19 protein-coding genes are annotated in these 21,528 nt (G+C 56.5%); 2 read left to right on the top strand and 17 right to left on the bottom strand.

Going from position 1 to position 21,528, the window contains the following annotated elements; all coding sequences use genetic code 11:
* Positions 1–12 precede the first annotated feature (12 nt).
* From NTX17_10905 to NTX17_10825, 17 genes are all read right to left on the bottom strand, one after another.
* Positions 13–1,362, bottom strand: a complete 1,350-nt coding sequence (locus NTX17_10905; protein MCX5801876.1) for a TldD/PmbA family protein — start codon at positions 1,360–1,362, stop codon at positions 13–15.
* A gap of 22 nt (positions 1,363–1,384) precedes the next feature.
* Complete coding sequence (locus NTX17_10900; protein MCX5801875.1) at positions 1,385–2,914, bottom strand: TldD/PmbA family protein; 1,530 nt, start codon at positions 2,912–2,914, stop codon at positions 1,385–1,387.
* Positions 2,915–2,952: 38 nt separating this feature from the next.
* Positions 2,953–3,585 carry a hypothetical protein gene (locus NTX17_10895; protein ID MCX5801874.1) on the bottom strand — a complete coding sequence of 211 codons (633 nt, stop codon included), beginning with the start codon at positions 3,583–3,585 and terminating at the stop codon, positions 2,953–2,955.
* 12 nt (positions 3,586–3,597) lie between these two features.
* Positions 3,598–4,473 (bottom strand): hypothetical protein, encoded by an 876-nt coding sequence (locus tag NTX17_10890; protein ID MCX5801873.1) that lies wholly within the window; start codon positions 4,471–4,473, stop codon positions 3,598–3,600.
* An 18-nt stretch (positions 4,474–4,491) separates the two neighbouring features.
* Positions 4,492–5,154: a hypothetical protein gene (locus NTX17_10885; protein MCX5801872.1), complete on the bottom strand. Its 663-nt coding sequence runs from the start codon at positions 5,152–5,154 to the stop codon at positions 4,492–4,494.
* A gap of 110 nt (positions 5,155–5,264) precedes the next feature.
* Positions 5,265–6,509, bottom strand: coding sequence for a fibronectin type III domain-containing protein (locus NTX17_10880; GenBank protein ID MCX5801871.1), 1,245 nt, complete (start codon positions 6,507–6,509; stop codon positions 5,265–5,267).
* A gap of 280 nt (positions 6,510–6,789) precedes the next feature.
* On the bottom strand, positions 6,790–7,725 hold the full coding sequence (locus NTX17_10875; protein ID MCX5801870.1) for a phosphate ABC transporter substrate-binding protein: 936 nt from the start codon (positions 7,723–7,725) through the stop codon (positions 6,790–6,792).
* 2 nt (positions 7,726–7,727) lie between these two features.
* Complete coding sequence (locus tag NTX17_10870; GenBank protein MCX5801869.1) at positions 7,728–7,853, bottom strand: hypothetical protein; 126 nt, start codon at positions 7,851–7,853, stop codon at positions 7,728–7,730.
* Positions 7,854–7,935: 82 nt separating this feature from the next.
* Positions 7,936–9,240 (bottom strand): PP2C family protein-serine/threonine phosphatase, encoded by a 1,305-nt coding sequence (locus NTX17_10865; protein ID MCX5801868.1) that lies wholly within the window; start codon positions 9,238–9,240, stop codon positions 7,936–7,938.
* 93 nt (positions 9,241–9,333) lie between these two features.
* A complete protein-coding gene (locus NTX17_10860) occupies positions 9,334–10,041 on the bottom strand; it encodes a hypothetical protein (protein ID MCX5801867.1) in 708 nt (235 codons plus the stop codon).
* A 3-nt stretch (positions 10,042–10,044) separates the two neighbouring features.
* Complete coding sequence (locus NTX17_10855; GenBank protein ID MCX5801866.1) at positions 10,045–10,890, bottom strand: 4Fe-4S binding protein; 846 nt, start codon at positions 10,888–10,890, stop codon at positions 10,045–10,047.
* Between the two features lie 16 nt (positions 10,891–10,906).
* Positions 10,907–12,028, bottom strand: coding sequence for an ABC transporter permease (locus NTX17_10850; protein ID MCX5801865.1), 1,122 nt, complete (start codon positions 12,026–12,028; stop codon positions 10,907–10,909).
* A 1-nt stretch (position 12,029) separates the two neighbouring features.
* Positions 12,030–13,145: an ABC transporter permease gene (locus tag NTX17_10845; GenBank protein MCX5801864.1), complete on the bottom strand. Its 1,116-nt coding sequence runs from the start codon at positions 13,143–13,145 to the stop codon at positions 12,030–12,032.
* A complete protein-coding gene (locus tag NTX17_10840; protein ID MCX5801863.1) occupies positions 13,142–13,981 on the bottom strand; it encodes an ABC transporter ATP-binding protein in 840 nt (279 codons plus the stop codon). Before NTX17_10840 ends, NTX17_10845 begins: the two co-directional genes overlap by 4 nt.
* Positions 13,982–13,983: 2 nt before the next feature.
* Positions 13,984–14,901, bottom strand: a complete 918-nt coding sequence (locus tag NTX17_10835; GenBank protein ID MCX5801862.1) for an ABC transporter ATP-binding protein — start codon at positions 14,899–14,901, stop codon at positions 13,984–13,986.
* Positions 14,902–14,915: 14 nt separating this feature from the next.
* On the bottom strand, positions 14,916–15,806 hold the full coding sequence (locus NTX17_10830) for an efflux RND transporter periplasmic adaptor subunit (protein MCX5801861.1): 891 nt from the start codon (positions 15,804–15,806) through the stop codon (positions 14,916–14,918).
* A 104-nt stretch (positions 15,807–15,910) separates the two neighbouring features.
* A complete protein-coding gene (locus NTX17_10825; protein ID MCX5801860.1) occupies positions 15,911–17,338 on the bottom strand; it encodes a TolC family protein in 1,428 nt (475 codons plus the stop codon).
* 382 nt (positions 17,339–17,720) lie between these two features.
* Here NTX17_10825 and NTX17_10820 point away from each other — a divergent pair, with 382 nt between their 5' ends.
* Positions 17,721–19,211: an SDR family oxidoreductase gene (locus NTX17_10820; GenBank protein ID MCX5801859.1), complete on the top strand. Its 1,491-nt coding sequence runs from the start codon at positions 17,721–17,723 to the stop codon at positions 19,209–19,211.
* Positions 19,212–19,700: 489 nt separating this feature from the next.
* On the top strand, positions 19,701–21,302 hold the full coding sequence (locus NTX17_10815; GenBank protein ID MCX5801858.1) for a T9SS type A sorting domain-containing protein: 1,602 nt from the start codon (positions 19,701–19,703) through the stop codon (positions 21,300–21,302).
* The last annotated feature ends 226 nt before the right edge of the window (positions 21,303–21,528 follow it).

Raw genomic sequence — 21,528 nt, 5'->3', positions numbered from 1 at the left:
CCCAGTCCCCTCTTACACGCTCGGTCCCGAGAGGGCCATTTCTCTCACCCTGAAGGTCGGGCAGCAAGTCCCGTCGTTGAATGTCAAGTCGTCCGCGACAGCGTCTATCCCCGCCAACATATCGAGGATCGTGGAGGCGATGGTCACTCCAGAGACTGGATGTGAGAATTCTCCGTTCTTTATCCACAGGCCGCTTGCGGCGCTCGAATAGTCCGGAGAGGCCGGATTTATCCCGAGCCACCAGCCGGCAAGCTTGGTCACGTAGAGGCCGTTGGTCGTGTCCGCAATTATGCCTTCCGGCTTCAGACTGCCCTTCTCCATGTAGTAGTTGCTGAAACCGACCTGAGGAAGGTCCCTGTAGCTTCCTCGCACCGCGTTTCCGGTGGGCTTCTTGCCGGCGCGAAGTGCGGAGGAATAGTCGTACACGAAATTTCTGAGCGTCCCTTTGTCGACCAGAACGAGATCCGATGTGCTCACACCTTCGGAATCGATGGGACGGCTCGAAGGACCCGATGGCAGCCTTCCGTTATCGTGAATGGTCACAAGTTCCGAGGCTATTTTTTCGCCAAGACGCTCTCCAAGATACGACATCCGTTTGTTGACGTTGTCTCCCCGGAGTGCCTGAGCAAGGGCCGCAAGAAGGGTCGTGCCAACCTGAGGATCAAACACGACCGGCACCTTCTGCGAAGCGACGGGCTTTGAACCCAGGAGTGCAACTGCTCTTCTTGCCGCCCGCCTGCCGATTTCGACGGGCGACGGGAGCCGCTTGAAGTAACAGCCGGTCCAGTCTTCGTAGCCGGTTTCCATCCTCCCGTCCCTCTCGGCCACGGCTCCCACGGCGAGCTGGCAGGAACTGGCGTCATACGAATAAGAGAGCCCGTTGGTATTAGCCACAACGACTGTTCCTGAGGCCTCGGAATATCCGACGTACTCCGAACGCTTCACGGAGGGATCGTACTTGAGAACGGCGGCCTCCGTTTCTCTCAAGAGCTCCACTTTTCGCTTTATGGGAATCGCCACGATTTCCGGGTCGAATATCTCCATCACGGTCGTTCTCGGTTTCTCCGTGGGAAGCTTGTTAAACTCACTCGGAGAAGCTTGCGCCGCCAACCCGACGGCCTTCTCGATCGTCTGCGTGAGGGCATTCTTGCTGAAATCGGACGTGTGGACGAAGGACAGCTTCTGATTTACTATGGTCCTGACACCGACTCCGGCCGTCTTGGCCTGGCTTATTCTCTCGAGCTTACCCTCTCTCACCTCGAGCTGAAGCGTCGAAGCCTCCTGCATGAAAACCTCGGCCTGCTGAGCTCCGGCTGCTGCCAGCTTTTCCAGCAGCCACTTGGACAAACTCTTTCTGGACATTCTGAGCCTCCAGGCGCGTCGCCTATTCTCTGCCGCCTACTGTTATTCGCGAGATCCTTAGCGTAGGAGCACCGCTCGTCACGGGCGCATACTGCCCTTTCCCGCACGTGCCGGGCCAGTAAGAAATGTCATTGCCCACCATGTCAATCCTCTTCATGATCTCCGGGCCGCTACCGATGAGCGTCGCTCCCAGGACGGGCGCTCCGATCTTGCCGTTTTCAATCAGGTAAGCTTCTCTCACGCCGAACGTGAAGTCCCCGGAGGCCGTGTCGACTTCTCCACCTCCAAGGTCTTTTGCATAAATGCCCTTCTGCGTGGCCTCGATTATTTCCCGCGACTCAAGCGCGCCTGGCGCAAGGTAAGTGTTCGTCATCCTGACGAGAGGAAAATTCCGATAAGTCTCTCTCCGCCCGTTTCCGGTCGGCGGCACATTGAGATACTTGGCCGTGATTAGGTCGTTCATGTAGCCGGCGAGAACGCCCTTGTCTATCAGAACCTTCTTTTGAGCAGGAGTACCCTCGCTATCGAAGTTGAAGCTTCCCCGCAAGTTCGGGATCGTGGCGTCGTCAACCACGGTGACCTTGTCGCTGCCGACCACCTGACCTACCTTCCCTGCAAACATGGACGTCTGCCTCTTCACCGAGTCGGCTTCGAGACCGTGCCCGACTGCCTCGTGAAACAGCACGCCCCCACCTGAGGCAAGCACCACGGGCATCTCTCCCATGGGTGCCGGCCTGGAATTTAGCATTGTGATCGCCTGCTTTGCGGCCTTCCGCCCCGCGTCTTCGGGGCTATTGCGATTGAAGAATTCGAAGCCGCTGCGGCCGGAGAGCCGTACGTATCCGGGTCTCTTCTTGTCCCCGTCAGCGGCGATCGCGTCCACGGTAATCCAGACCATGGGAAGCTCGTCGCTGGCAAAGACGCCTTCCGAGTTGGCGAGGATGAAATCATCAATCGATTCTTCGTAGGTCAGCTTGACTTGCGCGATCCTTGAATCGACCGCACGCGCCGCCGCGTCTGCCTTTTCAAGCACGGCGACCTTGTCTCTTTCTTTTACGTCGAGGAAATTCAAGGAAAAGGGCACGCAATTGCCGGACGTTCGGACAGAAAGCCTCGCTATCTTCTCCTTCCGTGGGCCGCTGGCGATGATCGCCGCAGCACGTGCGGCCTTTATGACAGAAGGAAGCTTCAGATCCTGGCAGTACGCGTAGCCGGTCTGATCGTCCCTGAGAACCCTTACGCCCGCTCCCTGATCGAGTCCGTATTTCACGCTCTCGACTCTGCCCTCGGAGAACGCGATGGTCGTCGTGAGTATTCTCTCGACGTATACGTCGGCAAAATCTCCGCCTTGTGAGAGAGCCTCTCTGAGAATTCGCGCGAGTTCCTCTCGCCCGAAAACGCCGCTCAAGGGCTCTTCCTGGGCGTAGGCTTCTTCACCGGAAAAAAGGCTCGAAATTATCGGGGCTCCTGCAAGCACGGCTCCTCCCATAATTGTGCGCTTGAGAAATTTCCGTCTCGGGATCGATTCCCCGAGTATTTCGTCAATACCCATGTTTCCCCCTTCTCACTTATGTGATCCACCCACCTCACTCAAGTTATCGAGCCTATCAAGGGTCTGGCCCACTCGTTGACGAGAAAAACCATTCGTCCGATGAGAAGCGATACACGACCCATCACCGTGTAGCCGAAGGCCGCACCGAACGAGATCATCAAGAACCAGATTCCGATTCTCGAAACTCCTCCGACGACGCCCTTGTGCTCTGCCGAGAAATAGAAGTAGATCAGAACGGCTAGAACGCCCACGACCATTACGAGATTCGACAGAGTGTCAACGCCGCTGTATCTCAGGGACAGCATGGTGTTGCCTATCTGTGGAATTACCTCTCCATGAAGCTTCTGCATCATGTTCACGCCGACGTAGTAGCCTACGTACACTGCCAGGGCCCACCTGCTCACCCAGGCAACCCGCTTGACGTAGCGGAAGTACAGTATGACGCCGAGGCCCGCAGCAAAAACCAGGTTCCAGTTGGCGTGAAAATCTTGGATGAGAGGAAGTACAAGGTTCGGCTTGAGCGTCTGATTCATGACGATGCCGATGTAATAACCCAGAGAAAGTCCTGCGAAAAAACTCTCCGCCAGCCTAAAGAAGGGATTGTCCTTATAGAGAAAGCTGAGCATGCAGAGAGTAAAAAACGCTGCTAGCCATGTTCCCAAGCTTGGCATGACGTGACCTCCCTAGCTCGCCTTGCGCGGTTTTCGTTTTGTGGTGAAGTACACGACGTTCCCTAAGACGATAAACGCAATCATGATCAAGTGAACGATGGATTGAACATCCATGCCCTTTGTTGCAGTGTAGAGGCCCGGAGTCGCGTATACCTCGCCGAGCTTCGGATATCTGTTTACCACCAGCCGTTCATACTCCGAAGCACCCTTCAGCCCTCCCAAGAGACCCGCCATCTGCTTGGCCTCGAGGTACGCGTAGTATTTGGGCGCTGACACTGCCGTCGGCCCGACGATCACGGGAATCCCGAACTGGGCATTCACAAGATTCGCCCACCATTCACCGATTATCCCGGTGGCAAGGCTCACCACGAGTTTCATGTCCCTGTAGGTCCTTATGTTCTTCATGATGGGAAGCCGGTCCAACGGAGTACCGTTCACGTCCGTCGGGAAGACTTCATGAATGTTCTCGGCCATCTTTTTCATGGCAGCCTGGGCCCCGTCCTTGTATCCCAGGTTAACGTAGTCAACCCCGTACTTTAGCTCGGGGAATTCCGCCGTCACCTTGTTCAGTTCGTTCACCGCTTCGGAAAGACCGCCCAGCGGATACAGCGCAATCACGACTACCTTTATTCCCTTCGAGAAACAATGTCTCAGCATGGCGTCGGCCATCGGCGCATTCTCTGGAGCCGATGACGGCCCGTAGTCGAAGGACATCAGGACTATATCACCTGTTTGCAACTCATTTTCAATTCTATCGAACGCCATTTGCACAGGCGGTGTGATGGAAACCGGAAGGCCTATCACAAAAATGATCGGAAGGATAGTCCCTATGGCGACGAAGAGGTAGATAATCCGCCTGTCAACCTGCATTACTCTTTCTAGATTCATCGGATTCTCCTTTCGCCCCTATTCGCCTTTTCCGATACCGAGATACGAGCGCTCTATTCCAAGAATTATTCTCAGCGCCATGGAGGCCGCGCCAAGAGCGGCGCCTATCATGATACCCCGCTGGGCGGCCATGTTAGGCTTGCCCATAATCCATTCCGTGGCGAGCGGGAACCACTTGGAAACCATCTCGCCGAATGGAATCCTTCCGAACATGACCAACAACGCTGCTATCAGCAGTATGGTGGCTTCCACGTTTCTTGCCCTGAAGGCTCTGTATGAAGCGCTTGCCATGAAAAAGGCGAGCAGCGCAAACATTGTGCCCTGAAGGGGAAGGAAGGCAAACTTATAAAGCCAGTCAAACGGCGTGGAGGAACCGTCGGGCCTTGTGGCAATACCGCCAAACATGTCGAACGCACCTGCAAAACCAAAGAATCCCATTATCGCAAGAGACAAGAGAAGAACGATTGCGTACGGCCAGCCGGACGATCTCCTGTGGATCTTGTTTGCGTTCATCTGGATGACGTTCACGACGCCAAGAAGCAGGGCGAACCCGGCCACAATAATCAGCCAGGAATCGAGCGTCGTGCTCACAAGACCCACGTGTCTCTCCGGCACAAAAAAAGCGACGATGGGAATCGTGCCCGCAAGGAAAGTCAACAAAAGTGGAAGCTGCCTCTTCATCTACTAACCTCCCTATGGCCTACACGTATCAATTGCCCGCCCGGTTCGGGCGGCGCCTGGTATCTCCGCTATGCATCTCCGCGAACTCATCACAAGTATTTACTCTTGCATCACTTCATTCTGAACGCAGCAGACATGAATTTTATTCCAATGGACTCAAGGACGACTCCCAGTCCCAACGCCACGATCAACAGGAACTTCGTTATGTCCTGCCCCTTTATGCTTCCGAGAAGGATCGGTTCTCTGGAAAGGTAGGCGCTCGCAGCGTAGAGCTCCTCGCCAATCAGGGTGTAGTCGCACGCCACCACGAAAAACGGCAACTGTGCGACCTCGGCAGTACCCGATATCTGGATGGCGCCGATTGATTGACCCGTCTCCGCCAGGAGCAAACTCTCTGCGTAGAATGAGCCGATGAGGAAGTTTGTGGCGGGTCTCTCTCTGACCATCTTCCCTGTGACCGAAGCCGTGTACGCGAATTGGTCATACGTGACGTAGTTCACCATCTCTTCGCGGTAGAGGTCGGGCCGTCCTGCTTCGAGATAGGCCTCCTTCACGGTCTCCCGGGCCGCTGCGAAGGTGAGAGGATCCTTGTTGGGGACTTCCAGATCGGCGTTATACGTGGCACTGAGCTTCGCGACGTGGCCGAGTATCGCCAGGCTCGCGATAGTCTGTATCTCGTCGACACTCATGATGCCCGGGATGTAGAACATCTTCTTACCCATCTCGGTCGCTCTTCCCACGGCTTCATCCACGGCGTCAAGCCCTGCGATTTTTCTAATGTATATCGGTTTGGCCTTTCGAGCGCGCGTGATGTAGTAGAGCACCGAGGAAGAGAAAACAACCAGAAGCACGAGTGCGTTGAGCCTGTAAGACCTGAACCAATTGCCCTTGGCCTGGGCTGCCCGAGTAGCTTCCGACTCCGCGACACCCGCGCCGAGCACTGAACGGACTTTATAGTAGTATGCCTGCCCGTCAGTGAGGCCCATGTCCACGAATTCTTGCTCGCCTGCTCCAGCTTGACCCACCGGCGCGTACCCACCGTCGGGCTTGTCGGAGCGCAGCACTTGATACGTGAGCCCCAGTTCTTCGGCGTTTGCGGGTTCGGTCCACCTCACAGTTATCGAACCACCCTCGTCGCTGGGAGTATCAATGGCTCTCAGGTCTGTAACCGGGGGCGGCGCAGGTTGAACCAGATCGGTCGCCTGAGCCGGGACTTCCTCGGCTTGCGTCACGGCAGCCTGGCTCTGGGCCTGAGAGGTGGAAACAAGAAAGAAGAGAGCAGCAAGAACGCAGGCAAGAAACAGCAGGGATGGAACTCTTGCCGAGAAACTCCGCGGGGGAAAGTCTCTCGGCACTACCCTCCTTGTTCTCAAAAAACGAAGTAGAGGACAAGGCAGCGGTGACAGAAGCCTGGCATGACGAGGGCGATTGGGCATCCCATCCTCCTTTCGGAGCTAACCGTGTTTGGCTCAGATCGCAAGCCAGCTAAGCACTTCCTCAGGGCCAAAATGTTTGCCGTCCGGCAACGCGAGCCCGGTGCGGCAGATTGTGAAAGAACAGATGTGAAAACGTTACAATTAGATAGCCCCTGGGTCAACATAAAAGGAGGGCTGGGATAATCGGGGCGTCGCCACTCTAGGCCGGTCGCGGACCCACGGGGACGAACCCGTTTTCCTTGACGATTCGCTGACCCCGGACGGAGAGCACAAACTCAAGAAAGTCCAGCGTCAGGCTGTCGAGCGTCTTGCCGGCGTAGAGGTGGAGCGGCCGCTCCAGAGCGTAACTGCCGTCAAGCAGCGTTTCGGGCGCGGGCAATACGGCAGGGCTTGTAGAGTCTTTCTTCAGACCGATTATCTTCATTTCTGTTCCCTGAGTGAAGACATAACTCGCATACCCGATGCTCCAGAGTTCCCGGCTCACGGACTGAACAACCGCCGCGCTGGACGCCGCCAGCTGGATTCCGTGCTTGTAGTGTTCCCCCTGAAGCACACGTTCCTGGAAGAATGCGGCAGTCTCGGAGTCAGAGTCTTGTGAGATCACGCGAATGGCCTGGTCGGGTCCACCCACTGCCGTCCAGTTCTTGATCTTGCCGTTGAAGATCTGCCGCAGTTGATTGATCGTGAGCTCGCTCACGGGGTTGAGCGGGTGCACTATTACGGCAACGCCGTCGCGTGCGATCACAACGTCCTGGGGGGCAGTCTGGCGATAATCGGCCTTCTTGGTTTCCTCTTCGTTTAGTCCGCGCGAGGACATGCAGAGGTCCGTGGCACCATCAAGCAGGGCCGCGATTCCCAGGGCTGAGCCACCGCCCGCGACGGAGACTTGCGCGTCCACGTGTATCTTCTGATACGCTTCCGCCAGGGCCGTAAGCAAGGGCAGCATGGTGTCGGACCCCTTTATCGTGAGCGTTCGTGCCTCTGTTCCTTCTGTCTCGACTTTCTTCTCGCTTTTCTTACCGCAACCTTCCACGACGAGAACGAAGACTGCCAGAACCAGCACGACGACCGCGAAAACCAGAATCCGTGCGCTGCGCCCCGGAAAACCCCTGCCTGCCTTGCGCATTCCTTCCATGGTTATTCCTCTTCCATTTCTTCCACGCGTTTACGCATCTCGTCCACTTTCCCTTTCAGTTGTGCCATCACCTGTTTGAACTGTTCGTCGTTACGCACATTCTCAAGCCACGGGTCGATCTGGCACATCTGATAGTCTCTCCACCCTGCAGCGACGGCTCTCTCGAGCCATTCGTACGCTTCCTTCTTCCTCCCCGCAATCGCCCCGGGCTCACGCCCTCTCTCTTCTGATTACTACAAGAGTAATGTCGTCCGTTTGCGGTAGATTCCCTGCGTGACGTTTTACCGCGGTCACGATTTTCTCGATCAGCCCGCGTGAAGTCTCCGACAAATTCTCTCTTATCACCGCGGCAAGGCCCTGCTCGCCAAATTCCTCCCAGCTTTCATTCGCAGCCTCCGTCACTCCATCGGAGAAGATTACGAGCAAGTCCCCCGGATTGATAGGAACGACGGCCTCGTCGTACTGGGAGTTCTCCATACAACTCAGAACCATGCCTCCCACTTCAAGTCGCGCAGGGTCTTTCGCTGTGCCGAAAAGAAACGGCCACTCGTGTCCGGCGTTCGAATAGCAAAGCTCGTGCCTCTCGGCGTCCAGAACTCCATAGAACAGAGTGGCGAATTTCCGGGAATCCGTGCTCTGGAACATGAGCGAGTTCGAGCGCTGCATGCAATCCTTCGGAGAGAGCCGCAACAGAGTCTGTGCTCGAATCGTGGCCTGAAGGTTCGCCATCAAAAGCGCCGCCGGCAGCCCTTTGCCGGAAATGTCGCCGAGAGAAACGGCCAGTTTGGTCTCGTGTATCGGCACGAAATCGAAATAGTCACCGCCGACAACCTGTGCAGGAATACTCACGCCGGCAATATCATAGCCTGGAACCTGCGGCGAGGCCTTCGGGAGCAAGCCGATCTGAATCTCCAGGGCCAGTCTCACCTCTTCCTGCATGCGACGAAGCGCCTGCTCCTCTTCTGACAGACGCGCGTTCTCCACCACCTGCGCCGACTGAGCGGCGATGATCGCAAGCAGACGCTGGTCTTCTTCGCTAAACCGCTCCCCTCCACGCTTGTTGTAAATTGTGAGAAGTCCTTTCAACTCAGACTTGACCAGGAGCGGTACACACAAGACCGAACTGATTGACTCATCCCAGACGATGCCCCTGAATCTCTCGTCTTGTCGCGGTTCGTTCACGAGCAAGGGCTTCTTGTTGAGATGCATCCATCCCAACAGGCACTCGTTGATGTGAAAAGGCTGGTGCTCGCTCGAGCTCACCATCGTACGCACGAGTGTCCTGGTAGGATCTCTCGGCTGTTGCCCGACGAGTGTAATCACACCTTGCTCGGCATGGACGGCGCGCAGAGAGCGCCGAATAATGGTGTTCATGATGTCTTGTGAGCTGAGCGAAGCGCTGATGGCGCGGGCAAGATCGTTGAGTATGGTAAGCTCCTCCAAGGCCCGCTTCAGTCGCCGGTTTTCTTCTTCGAGAGACCTCGGATCGGGAGAGCGAACATCTTTCTCGGCCATGCTACGTCTCCGTCAAGCCTCAGATTGCCGGACAGGCAACGGTCGGTATGACCTGCCTGGCACCGCTTGCAAGGTTACAGCTCGCTTACAGGATTACAGCCCGGAGGAAATGGCTAGGGCGCTTGCTCCCCAGCAGAGGATCACCGCAACTGCCGAAGCAACGTAGTAAAGGGAGGGCCTTCTGGTGCCCAGAACCAGGACCGGCTCCTTGAGCTGCGCCCCGATCCAGTAACCGACCGGGAAGAGCAGCGCCGAGAAGGCCGCCCACGCAAGACCGTTGTACGCCATGAACGAGACGAACCCCCCGGCCCGGTTGAATGACAGAAGGTGCGCGCACGGCGCCAGATTCATGCCCATAAAGTAGAAAGTGCCTCGCACCAACAATGCAGCAGACGCGGCTGACACGACCTTGATAGTGTAGCCCTTATCCATTCTCCGGCCTGCAATCCCGGCTACCGCAGCAAGAGCAAAGCCGTCCAACCCTACGGCCAGGCAGGAGTTTGCTTTGCACAGAATCGACACGTGAAGAATCGGGACCACCAGTTGCTTACAGAGAACCGCGACTATCGGAATCGCCACGAGCATCAGCGGTCTCCTGAAGGCGCCAAGCGCAATGCCCATTACGCCCATCCCTAAACCTGTCATGATGGCCGCACGTTGAGGAAGCCCCGCTGCTTTGATGGCCCCACCCAGGACGACCTCCAGGAAACCCCAGACAGAGCCGAGCAGGGCAATGGCTATGAGGACATCGACTGCGCGTTTTCGCTTAGTAGCTCTAGTCTCGTCTTTCTCACTCATCATGGGTTACCTCCCCGCCCTGAACGCCAGGGCCTTTTCCGGACAGACTTCGATGCAACGGCCGCAAGCATGACAGTCCGGCCTCGACTTTCGATCCTCCAATATCGAAGGAACGGCGGGGCACGGACTCAGTGCAACGCACAGATTGCAATTTGTGCACTTCTCCTTATCCACCCTGACCCTCACTACGGACAGGTGCTCAAGAATCCACGTCACCAGACCGAGAGGGCAAATCAGGTAACAGAACGGCCTGAATATGAACAAGGCCGCGATCAGCGTTGCGAGAAAAGACAGTATCGCTAGAAAAACCGGAAGTGCCAGAGGCTGAAATTCCCAGAAAAGAAACTCAAACGGATTGAAGTAGCCGTAAATGCTCAGGCCGGCAGTGAAGACGACAACCAGGAAAACGACGTAGAGAAGGAAGCGAACCGCGTTGGTCACCCCGAAAGGGAGTTTGATCTTGAGTCTCTTGGGCAGCGGTATTCGGTGGACAATCTCTTGAGCGGCGCCGACGGGACACACCCATCCGCAGAAGAGCTTGTTTCCGAGAATGGTGAATACCGCGACAAAGGCCAGTATCGATAGAAAGATTACTGGAACGTGACGGCCGGCGTTGAGGAACTCAAACGGTCTGGTCACAATGCAGACGGGGCTCGGATGTATGCTCATTCCCCGCGCGAAATGGCCGAGGGGCAGTATCAGGACCACGCCAAAGGCGAAGAATGTCACGACGAGAGACACCAGCCGAACGGTGCTGCTCACCCACGACTTCATCAAGAATAGAAGACCGACCACGCAGAAAGCGGCTCCAACCCAGACCCGAGGCAACAGCCAGACATCAAAGAAGTTCATTGTCCTCCTCCTATCGTCACTTTACGCGCTTCTGAAATTTTACCACACTGAACGTGAAAATCAGAAGCCCGAATACTCCCATCGGGATGACGTCTCTTACGAGAAATCGAAGCGACGACCCTTTTTGGAAAATGTCACGGATTATGTAAATGAAATAGCGCATGGGATTGATGTAAGTCAGCTTTTGAACGGCGGACGGCATGTTCTCGATCGGAATGAAGAAGCCGCCGAGCATTATCATGAAGACCATGAAGAACCACGCGATGAACATCGCCTGCTGTTGCGAGCGGCCGACCGTGGAGATAAAGATACCAAGCCCTAGCGTCGTGAATAAGTACAGGAACGCAAGAAGAGCCAGCAGCACGTAGCTCCCGTTCATCGGAATCTTGAAGAACAGAATTGCAACGGTCATGACGATGCCGAGCTCAACGTAGGAGAGAAGCAGGAAGGGTATCAACTTCCCTGCGAGAAGCTCGTGTCTCTTCAAGGGTGTCACCATGAGCTGTTCGAGCGTGCCTATCTCCTTCTCTTTGACCAGACTCATGGCCGAGAGCATCATGGGGAGGATCGTCAGGAGAACCACGACTATTCCGGGAATCATGAACTGTTGAGTGCTCAGGTCCGGATTGTACCACATGCGTTCTTCCGCCGTGACAGGGCGCACCCGCATGGACTGCCCTGCGCCAATGTGCTCTTTCGCGTAGGTCGCGCCGAACTCCGCCAGGATGCCCCGCGCGTAGCCCAGCGAGACGCCGGCGGTGTTACCGTCTACTCCGTCAACTACCACCTGAAGCTCCGGCTTGAGATTTCGCTGCAGTTGCCCGGCGAAACGCGGCGGAATCACCAAGGCCATCTGGACCTGCCAGGCGCGCATCTTCTGCCGTATCTCGCGGAGGTCACTTGCGTAACTGACCAGATCGAATCTGTCGGTGTGAGCAAACTCTCGCACGATTTCGCGACTGACGCTACTGCGGTCCAGATCAACGACCAGCAACTTGACGTGTTTCACTTCCGTCGTTATGGCAAAGCCCAATATGAAGAGCTGCACGATAGGCACGATGAAGATGATCGCCAGCATCGGCTTGTCGCGAAGCACTTGCCGGAACTCTTTGTCGATCACCTGAGCGATGCGCCGCATCCTACCTCTCCAGATTCATGCTGAATCTACGCACGGAAATGATCAATAGAAAAAGCGTCATGCAAAACAGGAAGAGCGTCGGCTGAATGAGATGGACCAGTAGACTCCCCTTGAGAAAAATGCCGCGCACTATCAAGAGGTAGTACCGAGCCGGTATGACATACGTGATATACCTAAACAACGCCGGCATCGACGCGATGGGAAAAACCAGGCCGGACAGCAGGATGGTTGGCAGGATCGTCGCCACCTGGGCGATCATCATTGCCACCTGCTGGGTGCGGACCCGCGTCGAGATTGTAAGCCCCAGACTCAATGCCGTGATAATGTAGAGCGTCGTGAGCACGATCAGCAGAGGGAAGCTCCCCTCGAACGGCACGCGAAAGACCACGAGACCCATGAACACCACCACTGAAGCGTCGGCAAAGGCCAGCGCCACGTAAGGCAGAACTTTGCCGAGAATTATCTCGTGAGGCAGAACAGGAGAGACCAGGATCTGTTCCATGGTTCCGGTCTCTTTCTCTCTCGTGATTGTGATGCTCGTCAGCAGGCAGGAAATCATGACTAGAATCATGGCGATGATGCCGGGAACAAAGAAGTACGAGCTCTTCAGGTTTGGATTGAAGAGGATGGCGCTGCGGACGTCGAACGGCGCGAGAGTCTTCACTCCCCTTCCTTCGTTGTAACCGAGAAGCACCTGGGTGCAATACATGTCTACGAGCGTCGCCGCGTTGGCGTCCGAGGCGTCGATCAGGAGCTGGACCGGCGCGCTGGTGCCGGTACGCAGCCGGGTCTCGAAATCGACTGGAATGACGATGGCCGCGCGAGCCTTGCGCGACTTGAAAAGATCTTCAAGCCCCGACGCCGGCCCCTGGTAATAGAACGGACGGAAAAACCTGCTACCGCTGAACTCCTGCACCAGATGGCGCGACTCGGTCGAGCGAGAAAAATCTATGACCGCCATGTCCACGCGCTGGATCTCCATGTTCAGCGCATAGCCGAAGATGACCAATTGCAGCACCGGCATTATGAAAACAATGGCCAGCGTGCGGAAGTCATAGATGATGTGAAAGAATTCCTTCCTCGCGATGGCGAGGATGCGACCCGCTCCCCCGCTCACTCTCTCCCTCTCTTTCCTTCTCCCCGTCCTTCCACCTCTACCATTCCCTCTTTTCTTCCTTCCATTTCTCTTCGAACCAGCGTCACGAACACGTCGTGCACACTTTCTTTCCGATACAGGCTCTTTAGATTGCGGGGCGTGTCCAGGGCGACGATGCGACCCGCATCCATGATGAGAATGCGGTGACAATATTCGGCTTCTTCCATGAAGTGGGTCGTGACCAGGACCGTGGTGCCCGCCTGCGAAGTCTCGTGGATAATGTCCCAAAACTCGCGACGCGCCTTTGGGTCGACGCCCGAGGTCGGCTCATCCAGAAACAAAATTGCAGGATCGTGCAGCATCGCGCAACCCAGGGCCAGCCGCTGCTTGAATCCGAGAGGCAGCGAGGCCGTCAGACTGTGTACGTACGGATCAAGCCCAACGTCCGCGAGAATTTTCTCTTCCTTGTCCTTGATTTGCCTTTCCCTCAGTCCGTATATGCCGCCGTAGAACTTGATGTTCTCCTCGACTGTCAAATCCTCGTAGAGTGAAAATCTCTGACTCATGTAGCCGATCTTGTGCTTGATTTGTTCACTCTGTCCGTAAACGTCCAATCCGGCCACGGTCGCAGACCCGCTTGTAGGTTGAAGCAGGCCGCACAAAACGCGTATCAACGTCGTCTTGCCCGCCCCGTTGGCTCCCAGAAATCCAAAAATCTCGCCCCCGTGCACTTCGAAGCCGACTCTGTCGACGGCCACAAAGTTGCCGAACTTCCGAGTGAGATCCGTGGTACTCACGGCGATTTCAGTGTTAGTAGACATGTCGTAGTCGGACACTCCGGAGAGTACGTTCTCCATTTCTATTTCTTCTTGCCGATGAGCTCAAAGAAAACGTCTTCCATGCTCGGCGCTTGATTGTCCCATCGCTCCAAATTGCCGCGAGAATCATGTTGCCATTGTTGCCACTCGGAACCCGTCGGTTCCCGCTCGAAGACAACGTGAACCGTGTCGCCGAAAAGTTGCGTGCCTCGCGCCTGGGGCAATGCGCCAAGAAAGTGTCTCAGGGCGCGCACGTCTTTTCCGGTTACTTGATACAGCGGCCAGCGGAACGCCGCCCTCACCTCCTTGGGAGGACCGACGGTTCCAATCTCTCCCTCGTGCATCAATGCCACGCGGTCGCACTCATCGGCCTCTTCAAGATACGCCGTAGAAACAAAGATCGTCGTTCCCCCTCCCTGAATCGACCGTAGGATTTCCCAGAACTCCTGGCGCGAGACAGGGTCTACACCCGTCGTGGGTTCATCCAGGATCAGTACTTCCGGCGTATGAATCAACGCGCACGACAGGGCGAGCTTCTGCTTCATTCCACCGGATAGGGCCCCGGCTTTTCGCTTCTTGAAGGGAGCCAAGCGCGAGAATCGATACAACTGTTCGGTGCGCTGCTCGCGCTCCGCATGCCGTACGCCGAAGAGATCTGCGAAGAAACGCAGGTTCTGTTCGACGGAAAGATCCTGGTAAAGCGAAAAGCGCTGCGGCATGTAGCCCAGCAGCGCTCGAACGGCCATGGTTTCTCTCGTCACGTCACGGCCTTGGACTAGAATCGTCCCCCGGTCAGGAACAAGGAGCGTGCAAATGGCGCGCATCAGCGTGGTCTTGCCTGCTCCGTCGGGTCCGATCAGGCCGAACAGCTCCCCACCGCGCACCGACAGGGAAACGCCCTTGACCGCCTCTATCGGGCCGTATCGCTTCCGGAAATCCGTTATCTCAATGGCATTCATGAGAAATACTTCAGCTACAGAGTCACTTCAACGGGCATCCCGTGTTTCAACACGCGCCTGGGATTTGGCACGGTGACCTTCACCGCGTAGACGAGCGAAGCACGCGTCTCGGGAGTCAGAATCGTCTTGGGAGTGAACTCGGCTTTGGGGCTCACCCAACTCACACGTCCCGCCAGGTCCTCCTTCACCCCGTCCACGCGAATCTTCACTGTCTGTCCGTGTTTCACGTCTGGCAATGCTTCTTCGGGAATGTATATCTTCACGTCCAGCTCGCTCACGTGGATCAACTCGAGCACGGGCTGCATCGATGGAACGGCCTCGCCGACCTCGTAGTAAAGCGTACTCACCAGTCCCTCGATCGGAGCGGTTATCACGGCGTCGGAGATCCTCTTGTCCACCGTTTCGACCTGCGCCTCGAACTGCTTCTCACGCGCTTCGATGCTCCGGACCTGTTGCTGCGCGCCTTCAAACGCGGATTGAGCGCGCTGCATTTCGTTCCGCAAGTCGTCCAGATTCTGTCTCGGCATGGCCTGGTTCTCGAAGAGCATTTTCGTGCGCTCTTCTCTTTGCCGCACGTATTCCATGTCTGCTTTCGAGCGCTTGAGGTTGGTCTCGGCGATTTCCCTCTGGACTCTCAGGTCCTCCAGGGACGCGCTGAACTGTCTGCGCTGCAAGACGAGCTCTGTCGTGTCCACTACGACCAGCCTGGCTCCCGCCGCCACTTCCTCGCCGGTATCCACCAGCAGGCTCACGATTTTTCCTCCCGTGAGCGCCGGCACCTGAATCGATTTCCCCTCCAGCACGCCCGTGTAGGTCGAGGATCTGGAATCGTCCCCGCATCCGCCGATAAGAAATTGGGACAGAATTGCAGTAACGCACAGCGCCGTCCACAGCAGGTGTTTCATGTTACCTCCCGAGTGGTCATCTCGATGTTCTCTCCGCTACATTCCGTTTCAGGTGGCGTCTCGGGCAGTTCTTACGCATTTTCCTACACGGCCATGGCGCCCCGCTAAATCCCCGGCGATTCCTTCCCGATCTTCCCCGTGGCAAACTGCAACTGCAATCGATACTGCAGCCACTCAACGTAATCCTGCTTCAGCGTAAGCTCGGCGGAGGTGAGAGTGTTTTCCGCCGTGCTCAAATCCAGCGACGTGGCGTAACCCTGTTCGTAGTTCTCTTTCGTGATTCGATAGCGTTCTCTTTCCTGCGTCACGAGCCGTCGCTGAAGCTCGATCTGCTGCTTCACCGCCTGCAGCTGTTGGAACGCCTCCGTCACTTGCTGGCGAACGTCGAGCAGGAGTTGTTGAGACTGCAAATCCAAACGCTCGCAGTCGAGCCGGGCCTTCTCCACCTGCCGCTGGTCCTGCTTCCAATTCCACAACTGCCAGCGGAGATTCAAGCCCACGGTGTAGTAGTCCATCCACTCGTCTCGGAAGTAGTTGACACCGGGTCTCGCGCGATGATAGGAGGCGCTGGCGTAGAGTTGCGGAAAGTACGCGGACTTGAGAGCCTTGACCCTGAACGATTGCCCGCGCTGCGCGAATTCAATCTGCTTGAGCTCGGGTCGATTCGCCGCCGCCACGATCTGATATTCACTCAAATCACGAAGCGTAAGGTCGGCGTTCTCCAACGACATTTCGGGTACGTCCGGCGTGTATTCGAGGTTGAGCAGATGCACGAGTTTCGAGACCAGGATGGGGTGGAGATCCTGAAGTTCTTCCAATTGACTTTGTAACTGCAGCTCCCGATTGGCCACCTCCAGAGTGTCGAACGCCGTCGCCTGCTCGGCCGCATAGAAACTGCGCGCTTTCTCGAGGTGGTGGTCGGCGCGCTGTATGGCTTGCTCGAGTACCCTCTGCTGCAAATAGTCCAATTGCATCTGGTAATAGAGAAGACCCACCTGCAGGAGAATCTGGTTCGAAACGATGTCTTTTTGTGCGGACTGCGCGCGGAATTGCTCGGAGGCGGACTTGACGAGATTGAGTGTGCGAAACCCCGTGAACAGGGGTTGATCAATCTGTGCGGCCACGTCGTAACGATTCTTCGTTCCCGCCTCGATCTCGATCGGAGGAATGCCTGGCAAGGAAATCGGCACCCGGAACGTGGCGACCTCAGACGTGTAGCTGTAGGTTGCAATTGTGCTCAGGCTGGGCAGGAGGCCGGCCTTCTGAATCGAGAGCTCCTCCCCGGCCTGGCGAAGCAACGTCTCCTGTTGCTGAAGACTGAGATTGTTCGAGAGGGCGATGCGCCAGGCGTCTTCCAGGGTGAGGGATTGCAACGGGGCCGTCTCAGATGTGTCAGATGTCTCCGGCGTGTAAGTGTGTGAGGGCACTTGCGCGGCTTGAGACATATCACGCCGGCTTGAACCCTGCGAAGTCAAGGGTGCATACACGGCCAAGACGAGCAGAAGAACCGCCGTCATTTTCGGATGACTCATTACCTCTCCTTTCCTGGCGTTCCGTTTCCCGTTTTCTTCTCCTCTTCTCCTTGTGCCCCTTTTGCCCTTTTTTCTTTTCTTCTTCCGTCTCCCCGCCTTTTTCCCGCGGGCAATCTCTCCATCGTCTTGACCGAATAATACTCGAATTGTCGAGAAAGTCAGCGAAAAATCACAATGTCGCTTCCATTTTGCGCCTCAATTTGGAAGTCTACGACCCAGATTGTCAGCCCCTTCGAACTGTCAACCCCTCAATGAGACTGCCTCAAGCGATGGCTCAGTAGGGCTCAGTGGGGCTCAAAATCATGCCAATACTGACTTGAAATGTGGTAGAACCAATGTGGTAGAACTAGTGAGGGCAGGTCCGACCGAAAGATGAACCATCATGGCCAAGGATACTGAACGCTTCTGCGATGTGCTTTGCTCGCAACCGGTGCCTTCCATCGGCACCATTCTTGTGACCGGAGCGACGGGTTATGTCGGTGGACGGCTGGCGCCGGAACTGCAGGCAAGAGGCTATCGAGTGCGGGTGTTTGTTCGCGCGGCCGTTACTGGGGAAGAGGAGCGGTGGCGTGGCGCGGAGGTGGCCGTGGGTGATGCCGCAGACCGGGCGACCCTGAACGACGCCATGCGTGGCGTCCACACGGCCTACTATCTGATGCACTCCATGCTGCTCGGTTCCAGAGACTTGGAGGCCAGGGAAGCCGTCAATGCCCGTAACTTCCGGCAGGCAGCCGAGGAGAACGGGGTGCAGCGCATCATCTACCTGGGTGGACTCGGCGACGTTCGCACTTCCCTGTCGTCCCACTTGCGAAGCAGGATGATGGTGGCGACGGAACTCCAAAGCAGCGTGAAGGTCGCCACGACCGTCCTACGTGCGGCGATTATCATCGGATCCGGCAGCGCGTCCTATGAGATCATCCACCACCTCGTGAAGCGGCTTCCGGTCATCCTGCTCCCCCAATGGACGCGCACGCGTTGCCAGCCGATCGGTATCCGTGATGTCGTTCGATATCTGGTGGGCACGCTGGAAGTATCCGAAACTGCCGGCGGTTCTTTCGACATCGGGGGCACGGACGTACTGACCTACGAGGCCATGATGAGGACGCTGGCCGACATCCTGGGCAAGAGACGTCTTTTCCTCCGGCCTTTATTCAGCAGCGTCCGGTTCTATGCGTACTTCACCGGACTCCTGACGCCCGTACCGGCTCCGATCGTCAGGAGTCTGATGGAAGGGCTCCGGAACGACGTCGTGTGCGAAGACAACCGAATTAGAACCATCCTGCCGTTCACACCCCTGTCGTATCGCGAAGCAATCGAGAAGGCGATGGCCAGGGAGGAGCAGGATGCCGTGCACACGAGGTGGTCAAACTCCTACCCGCCGGCTCACGCATTTGCCGTCAAGCTGCACGAGCTCAAACAAACCCCACGCTACTCGACAAACTATTCCCTCCTGACCGGGAAAAAGGACTTCGCGCTGTTTCGCTCAATCTGCCGGATTGGAGGCAAAGAGGGATGGTTTTACGTCAACTGGATGTGGCGCCTTCGTGGGGTACTGGACAGCCTGCTCATGGGGGTGGGAACGGCGCGGGGAAGGAGGAGTTCGTCCACTCTGCGCGTGAACGACGTCATCGACTTCTGGCGCGTAGAAGCGCTGACCCCGCACCGCAGGCTTCTGCTACGCGCCGAAATGAAGCTTCCAGGACGGGCGTGGCTTGAGTTCAGGATCGATCCGGAGGGGGAGAAGAATCGCCTGTCGGTCCAAGCTTACTATGACACGAGGACTCTCTTCGGACATATCTACTGGTACACCTTCCATCCCTTCCACTGGTACATTTTCGAACGGCTCCTGGTCCAAATAGAAAAGAGAAGCTGACGCTGTCTCGCTCTTCAACCTTGCCGGGAGCCGTGACCAAATAAACTCTCTGTTTTTCTACTTTCCTTTTTCAGATTTTCCCTGTCGAGACTGCGGCTTTGCCTGGGATAATGGATACAACCGAGGGGCTGGCCACGCGCTGGCCCCTCTTGCTTTGCTAGCCGCAGGCTGCATTCGGGGCTGAACGAAACCACCTAACCCAGGCAATTCTCGCCGGTTGCAAGGTTTCGGCACAGTTGACCGGCACCCTTCCAGCCCGACGAAGCCTCACTCTATTGACCGTCGGGGCAGCAAGTCTCTGGCTTCCCGCCATATCTTGTGATATAATCATACGTTACATAGGCAGAGTGAGCGCGGCCTTGGAATCTGCAAACGAATGTGGGGGCAGAGGTCACAATTTGCAGCCCATGCCAGGGCTACTTGACGGAAGGATTTGGTTGCGTAAGCCGTGGCTTGTTTGGAACGCAACCCTGCAGAAGGACGGAGGACATGAACAAAGACGGAAGCCTATCTCTGGGCAAGCGACTTTTTGCGCCGTTCCCACGAATCTTCGTTGTCGTTTTGTTGGTTCTGTGGGCGCCATGCGCGCTTGCGGCGTTGGGAAACGGAAAGCTTCAGATACACCACGTTGACGTTGGGCAGGGAGATGGGGCTCTTATCATCAGCCCACTGGGTCAGACGGTGCTGGTTGACGACGGTACATACACGAACTGTTCGGCATTTGTGAACTACGTAAAGGGTCTCGGCATAACGAGCATCGACTATCACTTTGCATCACACTATCACTCAGACCATATCGGTTGCCTGGACGATCTTCTCGCGTCCAGCGTCGTGCTAAACATTGCCGGATACGACAGGGGCTATTCCTATACCACCACGATGTACACGGCGTACGTGAATGCCCTGGGCAGTAAGAGACAGACCATGGCGAAGAATCAAGTCGTCACTCTTGATGCCGGTTCCGCCAACCCAGTTTACATCAAGTGCGTGGACCTTAACGGGGCCGGAGTCTACTCTGTCACCGGTTCCGACGAGAATCCCAAGACCATGGTCCTCAAGATCACATACGGCAACTTCGACGAGGTAATGGGGGGCGACCTCACAGGAAGCCCGGCAGTGGAGGCAACCGTGGGGCCGGAAGTCGGCGATGTGGAGGTGTACAAGGTCCATCATCACGCTTCCGCCACTTCTTCGTACGACGCCTGGCTGAATGCCACCACTCCCGAGGTGGCGGTGATTTCTGTGGGCGATGGCAACTCCTACGGACACCCTACGTCGGCAGTGTTGACCAGACTGCATAATCACAGTGTGAAGACGTACTGGACGGAGACCGGCGCGGGAGTTTCACCCGTGAGTGGCTGGGACAAAGTTGGAGGGACCATCATAATCCAGGCTAGTCCTCAGCCTGGGGCAGCTTACACCGTTACAGGGAACGGCTTCGTCGATACGTACCACAACAATGGCCAGGCCGACACAACGCCACCGCAGGTAACAGTAGTGAAACCGAATGGTGGCGAGATTTTCTACGCAGGCTCCATCGACACTATTCGGTGGGTTGCTACAGACGGCATTGGCGTTGACTCGGTCAGTATCTACTACTCCGTGGACGACGGGGATAGCTTTCCTTACACAATCGTGACGAGGCAGCAGAACGATTCCTCCTACGTCTGGACGATTCCGGATACGCCTTCGGACAGTTGTGTCGTCAAGATAGTGGCTTACGACACCTCGCTGAACAGCGGGGAAGCCGTCAGTGACTCCCCCTTCAGCATAGCCAGCCATGTAGGCGCCGAAGCAGTGCCCGAACTTGCCCGGTTCGATCTAGTGCAGAACTACCCCAATCCGTTCAACCCTGTGACTCGGATAGACTTCAGCTTGAATGAACGAGCTCGAGTCTCGATGATGATCTACGATATTTCTGGAAAACTGATAAGGACTCTCGTCAACGAGACCGCCTCCGCAGGTACCCACTACGCTACCTGGAATGGTGAGGATGAATCTGGGAGGGCCGTAGCTTCAGGTATCTACGTCTGCAAGCTTGAGACATCCTTGGGCAAGACGACAGCGCGCAAGATGGTCTTGCTCAAGTAAAACTCGGTTGAGATACTGAATAGTGGGTAGGTCACAATGGGGGCCGCCCAAGTCCCAGCCCCTCTTGCTTTGCTGGGTGCAGGCGATAGTCACAGGGGCGAGCGTGGATGCACCAGCGCACGTCGCCGCTGCTGGCCCCTTGCTGGACGACGTTAGAACTTTTTGCGTGCGGGCAGCCCAGGCGAGTTAGGGTGATTCAACTCTAAGGCCTGTCCAGCCAGGCACA

This window comes from Candidatus Eisenbacteria bacterium, assembly GCA_026388185.1.
Taxonomy (GTDB): domain Bacteria; phylum Eisenbacteria; class RBG-16-71-46; order JAFGJU01; family JAFGJU01; genus JAPLKG01.
This window is presented reverse-complemented; position numbering and strand designations above follow the sequence as displayed.